Consider the following 8272-nt stretch of genomic DNA (forward strand, 5'->3'; position numbering starts at 1 on the left):
CTTCGAGGTAACCGGGCAATACAGGAGCCCCAGCCGGAGCGACGTTAAAATCGCTCCCGGCAATTTTTTATTCCCGCAATGCCCGCAGCCCCGGGTTTTGACTTCTTTAGCGTCCGGCGTCCGGCCCGTCTTATGCCTCACCGGCGTCCAGCCCCACCCGGTACAGTAACGTATCCTCATAGCCGCTGGTCACCGGCCATAGTCCGCATAACGCCTGATCCAGCCCGGCGTCGCCAGTGTCCACCAGCAGCGGACGCCCTTCCAGAGTGGCCAGTTTACCCCGGCTGGCGAGGATCTGGACGCGGTCCTTACCGAGACGGCGGATCACCGCCGGGCTGAACTGCTGGTTGCCCCGGCCGAACAGGTGCCCCTGACCGCCAATCACGGTCAGCAGCGCCCGCGCCGGAGCGTCACCGATGTGCTCCAGGATCGCCTCGGCGCTGACGTCCGCCGCCACCACCTCGCCATTGCGGATGATATCCACTCCGAGCAGCGTGTTCGGCAGCCCCAGCTGTTCCATCACCACCGCCACTGTGGAACCGGAGCCAACCAGGTAATAGACGTCGTCTTCCAGAGTGTCGATCACCCAGGCGGCGATTTCGGTGACCACCAGGTCTTCCACTTCGCGGCCGCCGCATTTCACCTGCTGCAGGTAACGCCCCTCCTCCGGCACCCTCAGGCTGCCATAGTAACGGGCGCGGACCTGGCCGTGGCGGAACGCCTCTTCGTCGATGTCACGGACCTCCGCGTCCCGCAGCGCCACCAGCCCACCATCGCGCAGGTCCGCCAGCAAATGGCCGGCGGCTTCCGGGTTCACCGCGTACACCGCCGAATGCATTTTGCAGCCAGCTGGCACGCCCAGCACGGGAATGCGCTGTCCCACCGCGTCCACCAGATCCCGGGCGGTGCCATCGCCGCCGGCGAACAACAGCAGGTCGACACCGGCCGCCACCAGAGCGGCCGCCGCCTCGCGGCTGTGCTCGGCGCGACCGCCCGACGATCTCCGCCGGGAGGCCGGCGTCCCGGCAGCTGTGCTCGCCCATGTCGCCGCCCCAGGTCAACCAGCGCAGCGGTCGCGCCGCCGATCCCAACGCTTGCAGAGCCCGGGTCATGCGCTCCACCGCCATCGGCCGGGCACCCCGGCGCAGCGCCTCGGCGCGGGTTTCAGCGCCGTCACTGCCTTTCAGGCCCACGGCACCGCCGATGCCGGCGAACGGATTGACCAGCACCCCCACGGTGAGCGGGGATTTTTCCTCCATCGTCATAAAATCATCATATCCAACAACAAGAATGGCCGTGCCGGGGGAGATCACCCCGAACCCAAGGTCAGCCCTCCATGGAGGGTCGGATTAACGGAGAGACTACCATGAGCCGCACTACCCTCTCCCGCTCGCCGGGATCCGGAGATTTCAACGACGCCGCCCTGGTGGACGAACAGGGGCGCGAGATTCCGATCACCGAAGCGATGATTCTCAAAGCCTGTCGAGAACTGGAGCAGGCATGGCGCTACCCGCGCCAGGCGGATCGCAAAGCAGGCTGAGCAAGGCTCTCAGCGCCGGCGCCACCTCACCCTGGTGACGCCAGTAATGCAGTTCGTGGCGCGGCGGATAGTCGCGCCGCAAGGCATCAAACGCCGCCCCCGGGTCGGCTTCCCCGACACTGGCACGCAGGCGACGATCATCCTCGTCAATCCGGTAGACCCGCTGCAACAACGCCAGCAAGTCACCCTCATCCGCCACCGGATGCTCCAGTATCGGCCGCTCCCCGGCCATCACCGGAACCCCGGCACTTTCCCCCCGCCACAGACGGAAGGCCTGGTGGAGCATGGCGGTGCCCAGCCACTTCCCTTCCACGCTGTAACCGGCCACATGCGGGGAACCGAGGCGCACCCTCGCCAGCAGCCCTCCATCGATTCGCGGCTCCCCTTCCCAAACATCCAGCATTACCAGCGGCGCGTCGGCGCCCGCCAGTCTCTCCCGCAACGCCGGGTTATCGATCACCGCGCCCCGGCAGGTGCTGAGCAGCGTTTGCCAGGCACCGAGACGAGCCAGACGTTCCTGGTCGAGCAGATGGAACGTGGCATCCGGTCCTTGACGGGTCAACGGCACGTGTACGGTGATCAGGTCCGCCGCCAGCACCGAGTCCAGGTCGGTCAGCGGCACCACGGTATCGGCTCCAGCGCGTTGCAGCGGCGGATCACAGGCCAGGACCGTCACTCCGAGGGCGCTCAGCCATTGCGCTACCCGGCTGCCCACGTTACCCAGACCGACAATGCCCACGCTGCTGTCGCGCAAGACCCGGCCCTGCTCCCGGCAGGCCAGCAACAGCGCCTGCAGCACGTACTCCGCCACCGCCCGGGCATTACAGCCCGGCGCGTGGGCAAAGGCCACGCCCATGTCCTTGAGCGCCGCCCGGTCCACGTGATCCGTGCCAATGGTGGCGGAGCCAACAAAACGCACCGGTGTTCCCTCCAGCAAGGCCCGGTCCACCCGGGTCACGGAACGCACCAGCAACACCTCGGTGTCGGCCAGGTCGTTCCGGGTCAAGCGGCGGCCATCCACGCGGCGCACCGTTCCCTGCTTTTCAAACAGGGCCAGCCCCGGCATGTTTTCATCAGCGACAATACGAATAGGAGTCAAAGCTCAACACCATCAACAAGACATCATGGATCGCGCTGTCAGTAGGACAGCAAGGTCCGGCAGCTGCGGGTGATGGCATTGAGGTAGCCGCTCCCGAACAGCACGAAATGGTTGAGCAGATGATACAGGTTATAGAGGGTCTTGCGCTGCACCACGGCGGGATCATGGGGATCGATGCCATAACCACGATGGCATTCTTCCGGCACCACGCCAAACAACTCCAACATGGCCAGGTCCACCTCCCCATGGCCGTAGTACACCGCCGGGTCGAACAGCACCAGAGTGCCGTCGGTGAGCGTGCCCAGGTTACCGGACCATAAATCACCGTGTACCAGCGACGGCGTCACCGTCACTTCGGCGAGCCAGTCCATGGCCATCGCCATCACCGCTTCCACCTGACCCGCCTCCGCCGCCGGCAGCCCGCGCTGACAGGCCCGGCGCCATTGTGGCGCCAACCTTTGGTTGACGAAGAAGGTGGCCCAATCCGGCGACGGCGTATTGTATTGGCGGCTGTGGTACCCGAACTGGTCCGAAGAAACGGAATGCAGACGTCGCAACAGCTGTCCCAGTTGCCACCACTGTCCAGCGGACAGGGATTGCCCCAGTTCCAGCCATTCCAAAATCAGAGCCTGGCCGCCCGCCAGCGGGCCGAGGTAGCGCCAGCCCGGCACTCTTACCACTGGCGCCAGCCGGATCAACCCGTCCTGCTCCGCCTCCAACGGGTCGCCGTCACGCATCCATTTGAGGAAGAAACGTTGCGCCGGCGTATGGATGATCGCGGTCAGTCCGGTGTCGCTTTGCCCAAGAAGCCGCAGCCGGCAATCCCGGCCCGGCAGCGACCATAGTATTTCCAGTTCCCGGGCGGCGGCGTCGATATCGATCATAGGCGTTCAGGTTATCGATCCAGGTGATAAAGCCGTTCTCACAGACCGTGCCACGAAGCCGCTGTGGGAAGCTGCCTTGGCAGCGAATGGGTCTGGGATATCACTTACACTGTATTCGCTGGCAAGCCAGCTTCCCACAGCGACTTCGGCGCCACCTTTAAATCCCTGTATCCGGTGCCGTTTCAGCGCTCCATCCGATGGATCGCCATCCGTTCGTTGCGGGCCCGTTCGGTGAATTGCCGGCGCCGGTATTCCCCCGGCGCGCAGCCCTGCCAGCGACGAAAAGCGTGGTAGAAATTGGCGATATCCGAAAAGCCCAGATCCTGGGTCAGTTGCTGCATATCACAGCACGGTTCCACCAGTTTACGGCAGGCGTGCTCGTGCCGCACCTGGTCGCGCAAGTCGGCGAAGCGCAGTCCTTCCTGACGCAGTCTCCGCTGTAGCGTGCGGGTAGTCATATTCAATGAGGAAGCCACCTTCTCCACCGACCAGGCATCTTGTCCCAGCGTTTCATACAGCCGCTCACGCACCTGCAGGCTCACCGCCGCCGCCCGGGTCAGTGCGCCAAGCAGACGATCCGCGGCGCGCTCCAAACGGCGGCGGTAGTCCGGATAAGCGCCGGGCAACGGCGAGGTCAATGCCGCTTCATCGAACAACACGGCATTGCAGGGCGCTTCAAAAACCAGTGGACACTGGAAGAAGACGCGGTACTCGTTCAACTGTGGCGGCGGCGGTGCCGAATGGCGGAAAGCCACTTCCCGCACGGGAAAACGACCACCGGTGAGCGAGCGGCCGATGGCGACGATGGTGGCCACCACCAGTTCGTTATGGGTACGGGTCTGGGTAAATTCCAGGTCCGGATAATGCGGGAAAACTTCCAGGGCCACGGCATCGGCCTCATGTCGCAAGGCGAACCCCAGGTACGGGACCAACAGATCCTTGTAGCGAAACAGCAGCGCCAGCCCCTGATCCAGGGACGCGGAGGCCGCCATCAGGTTACCGATGATGTCCAGGTTACCGTAATGATTGTCCCTGCCCACATGCAGGCCGAAGAGCGGATCCCGGGTTTCGGCGAAGGCGGTGCTGAACACGGTATCGATCTGCTCCACGCGCACATAGCACTCGGCGCGTCCGACCATATCCGCGTCGATCCCGGCCTTCTGAAACAATGCCTGCACATCCAGACGGCTGCGCAGCGCGATCTCCATTAATGCCGGCAGGTTGGATGCCGGGAACAATTTGCTCGCCATGTGGTTTCCTTACATAGTGGCTTTCGCCTTTGTTATTTTTGGTACCTGCCGTCATCATTCCCTATGATTTTTTGTTCACGCTAGGCAGAGCGGCCTCTCCGGTCAAGCTCCCCGTGGATAATGGCCCGATTCGCCTCGGCAGTTAACTGGCCGTACCCCATCACGACGGGTACTCTTGGCGCAAACCCTGAAGAGCCTGTCATGCTGAAACGCTATTTCATCGACGACGTCACCGACACCGCCGCCTCCCGCCGTCAGGCTTTTTCGCTGTTCACCCGCGTGGACGACTGGGCCGACTGGTGTTCGGTGGTTCGCTATGCCAGATTGTTCGGCGGATGGCGACCCGGCGCCACCCTGCTGTTCGTTATCGACCTGCCCGGCCTGCCACCCGCGCCGGTGGCGGTAAAAGTGCTGGAAGTGGTGGAGAACGAGCGCATCAGTTGGGGACTGGCGTTGCCGTTGGCACGGATTCAGCACCGCTTTTCCTTCATTGACGACGATGACGGTGGCTGCCGGTTGCATCAGGAAGAATGGTCCGAGGGCGCCATGACATTGCTCACGCTCCCTTTCGGTAAACTGATTCATCGCTTTGATCGCCGTTTCGCCGCCGAATTCGCGGCGATGTTTTAGGGCCTGTTCACGCTATTTGCGTCCCGCCTGCTGGATGCAAATAGCGTGAACAGGCCCTAGAAGGCTGTTAATAATAACCGGTCCGAGAGGTTCCATGACCCACCGACTGTTCTTGAGCTATTGCCGGGTGGTGCTGCGCCATCCGCTGTTCTGGCTACTGATCGTGGCTTTGCTGAGCGCCACCGCCGCCTGGCAGGCACGGCACTTCAAACTGGATGCCTCGGCGGATTCTCTGGTGCTGGAGAACGATCAGGCACTGCAGTATTACCGTGGTATCGCCAAGCGCTATGGCGGCAGCGATTTTCTGGTGGTGACCTACACCCCCAAGGATCGCCCCCTGTTCCAGCGCGACACCCTGGAGCACCTGTCCCGGTTGCAGGACAGTCTGAAGAAAGTGGATCGGGTGGCTTCGGTTTACAGCATGCTGGATGTGCCGTTGCTGTTCAGCCCACAGGTGGAATTCACCGACCTGGCCAGCGGCTACCGCACCCTGCTTGAACCGGACACCGACCTGGCCCTGGCGAAGCAGGAATTCACCGAGGAAAACCCTCTCTATCAGGATCTGCTGGTCAGCCGGGACGGCAACACCACCGCGCTGCTGCTGACACTGGAAGACGATCAGCATTACCGCGACTTGCTGGCACAACGTACCGAACTGCGCGAGAAGCGACGTGAAGGCACGCTCAGCGCCGAAAAAGAGAAGCGGCTGGAGACGGTCTCCCGGGAATTCAGCGACTACAGCAGCCAGCTGCAGGCGGAGAGCACCCAGCGTATCGAGCAGGTGCGCGGCATCATGGACCAGTATCGCGATCAGGCAGGGCTGTTCCTCGGCGGTGTGCCGATGATTGCCAGCGACATGGTCAGTTTCATTCGCGCCGATCTGGAGATCTTCGGCATTGGCGTTCTGGTCTTTCTGATCCTGGCCCTGTTTCTGATTTTCCGCCGACCCCGCTGGGTGGTGGTGCCACTGATCTGCTGCGGACTCACCGTGCTGATCGTCACCGGCTGGCTTGGTTTCATGGACTGGAAAGTCACCGTGATCAGCAGCAATTACATCTCGTTGTTGCTGATCATCACCATGTCCATCGCCATTCACCTGACCGTGCGATACCGGGAACTGCACGAGGAAAACCCTTCCGCGACCCAGGCCTGGCTGGTCCGGGAAACCGCCGCTCACATGATGCGGCCCTGTGTATACATGATCCTGACCACCATCGTTGGCTTCTCCTCCCTGGTGATCAGTGACATCCGCCCGGTGATCGACTTCGGTTGGATGATGACCATTGGCCTGGCGGTGGCGCTGGTGGTGTGTTTCCTGGCGTTCCCCGCCCTGCTGCTGCCGCTGCAACCGGGCACCGCGCCCGGCGGCGGAGATCTGACCCGAAAGCTGACGCTGGGCTTCGCCAACATCACCGAAAAGAGCCGGCTGCCACTGCTGCTGGCGGCGCTGGTAATCATTGCCCTGGCGGTGTGGGGGATGAGCCGCCTGACGGTGGAAAACCGCTTTATTGATTACTTCCAGAAAGACACGGAAATTCACCAGGGCATGCTGCAAATCGACCGTAAGCTGGGTGGTACCACACCACTGGACATCATCATTGATGCACCGCCCAGACCGGAACCCAAAGTACAAAACAACCAGACCGCCTCCTCCGGGCCGGCGTCCGACGATGGTTTCGGCGCGGTGGACGAGGATCCCTTCGCCGCCGGAAGCGACGGCTTCGGCGCGGGCGATCCCTTCGCCGACGACAACACCGACCCGTTCAGCGCCGACCCCTTCGGTGCGGACGACGGCGGCGATTCGTTCAAACAAGCTTCCGCCGGTGAGCGCCGTCTACGCGATGCCTACTGGTATACCCCGCAGCGGCTTGGCCAGTTGATCGAGATCGAGGAATATCTCAAATCCCTGCCGGAAACCGGCAAGGTGCTGTCCATCGCCACCACTTACCAGGTGGCGGAAAAGCTCAATGGTGGCCCTCTCAGTTACATGCAATTGATGCTGCTGGCGAGCTTCATTCCCGATGATCTGCGTTCACAGCTGGTGAATCCATACATGTCCGAGGACGGCCGTCAGGTACGCATCAGTGTGCGGGTGATCGATTCGGACAAGAATCTCAATCGCGATGACCTGCTCAAGAAGATTCGCGGCGATCTGCTGGAGAAGTTTGACCTGCAGCCCGGGCAGGTGAACCTTACCGGTGCCATGGTGCTTTACAACAACATGCTGCAAAGTTTGTTCGATTCCCAGATCAAGACCCTCGGCTATGTGTTCGTGGCGATAATGGTGATGTTGCTGCTTCTGTTCCGCTCGCTGCCGGTGGCATTGATCAGCATGGTGCCAAGCCTGGTCAGCGCGGCGCTGGTACTGGGTTTGATGGGCTGGATCGGTCTGCCGCTGGATTTGATGACCATCACCATTACCGCGATCACCATCGGCATCGCCGTTGACGACACCATCCACTACATACACCGGTTCCATGAGGAGTTGCCGAAGGACAACGACTATGTGGCCACCATGTACCGCTGCCACGGTTCCATCGGCAAGGCGATGTACTACACCTCACTGGTGATTATCGCCGGCTTCTCGATCCTGGCGATATCCAACTTCAATCCCACCGTGTATTTCGGGCTGCTCACCGGCCTGGCCATGCTGGTGGCGCTGCTCAGCAACCTGACCTTGTTGCCAGCCTTGCTGATCAGTGTGAAACCGAAACTGAGGGTGTGAGGTTGGGCCGGACGCCGATAATGCAAAACCAGACCCAACGCCCTGGCAAGCACTAGAACGCCTTTTTAGGTTCATCGCGGTTTAGCGGGACACGGCGCTTCAATCACGGGCATGGGTCTGTAACGGAAGGGGCTACCAAGCCGC

The 8272-nt window shown here is 62.1% G+C and carries 6 protein-coding genes and 1 pseudogene; 3 read left to right on the top strand and 4 right to left on the bottom strand.

Annotated elements, in window-relative coordinates; genetic code table 11:
* Positions 1–130: 130 nt before the first annotated feature.
* A pseudogene (locus A6D6_RS21055) lies at positions 131–1259 on the bottom strand (ATP-NAD kinase family protein).
* Positions 1260–1366: 107 nt separating this feature from the next.
* Here A6D6_RS21055 and A6D6_RS21775 point away from each other — a divergent pair.
* Complete coding sequence (locus A6D6_RS21775; RefSeq protein ID WP_166643077.1) at positions 1367–1540, top strand: PA1571 family protein; 174 nt, start codon at positions 1367–1369, stop codon at positions 1538–1540.
* Here the strand turns inward: A6D6_RS21775 and A6D6_RS21060 are convergent.
* The 3 genes from A6D6_RS21060 to A6D6_RS21070 all read right to left on the bottom strand — a co-directional run bounded on the left by A6D6_RS21060 (position 1473) and on the right by A6D6_RS21070 (position 4773).
* Complete coding sequence (locus A6D6_RS21060) at positions 1473–2639, bottom strand: 4-phosphoerythronate dehydrogenase (RefSeq protein WP_133492583.1); 1167 nt, start codon at positions 2637–2639, stop codon at positions 1473–1475. The two genes, A6D6_RS21775 and A6D6_RS21060, sit on opposite strands and share 68 nt — an antisense overlap.
* A 38-nt stretch (positions 2640–2677) precedes the next feature.
* Complete coding sequence (locus A6D6_RS21065; RefSeq protein WP_159661791.1) at positions 2678–3523, bottom strand: fructosamine kinase family protein; 846 nt, start codon at positions 3521–3523, stop codon at positions 2678–2680.
* A gap of 182 nt (positions 3524–3705) precedes the next feature.
* Positions 3706–4773, bottom strand: coding sequence for an AraC family transcriptional regulator (locus A6D6_RS21070; protein WP_133492581.1), 1068 nt, complete (start codon positions 4771–4773; stop codon positions 3706–3708).
* A 201-nt stretch (positions 4774–4974) separates the two neighbouring features.
* Here A6D6_RS21070 and A6D6_RS21075 point away from each other — a divergent pair, with 201 nt between their 5' ends.
* A complete protein-coding gene (locus tag A6D6_RS21075) occupies positions 4975–5403 on the top strand; it encodes an SRPBCC family protein (RefSeq protein WP_133492580.1) in 429 nt (142 codons plus the stop codon).
* A gap of 94 nt (positions 5404–5497) precedes the next feature.
* Positions 5498–8128, top strand: coding sequence for an efflux RND transporter permease subunit (locus A6D6_RS21080; RefSeq protein WP_159661792.1), 2631 nt, complete (start codon positions 5498–5500; stop codon positions 8126–8128).
* Positions 8129–8272 lie beyond the last annotated feature (144 nt).

This window comes from Alcanivorax xiamenensis (assembly GCF_009846745.1).
Lineage (GTDB): Bacteria > Pseudomonadota > Gammaproteobacteria > Pseudomonadales > Alcanivoracaceae > Alloalcanivorax > Alloalcanivorax xiamenensis.

Excerpts from the sequence above, each read along its gene's own strand:
- A6D6_RS21070 (WP_133492581.1), bottom strand. The coding sequence starts at position 4,773 with ATGGCGAGCAAATTGTTCCCGGCATCCAACCTGCCGGCATTAATGGAG.
- A6D6_RS21075 (WP_133492580.1), top strand. The coding sequence starts at position 4,975 with ATGCTGAAACGCTATTTCATCGACGACGTCACCGACACCGCCGCCTCC.
- A6D6_RS21065 (WP_159661791.1), bottom strand. The coding sequence starts at position 3,523 with ATGATCGATATCGACGCCGCCGCCCGGGAACTGGAAATACTATGGTCG.
- A6D6_RS21080 (WP_159661792.1), top strand. The coding sequence starts at position 5,498 with ATGACCCACCGACTGTTCTTGAGCTATTGCCGGGTGGTGCTGCGCCAT.
- A6D6_RS21775 (WP_166643077.1), top strand. The coding sequence starts at position 1,367 with ATGAGCCGCACTACCCTCTCCCGCTCGCCGGGATCCGGAGATTTCAAC.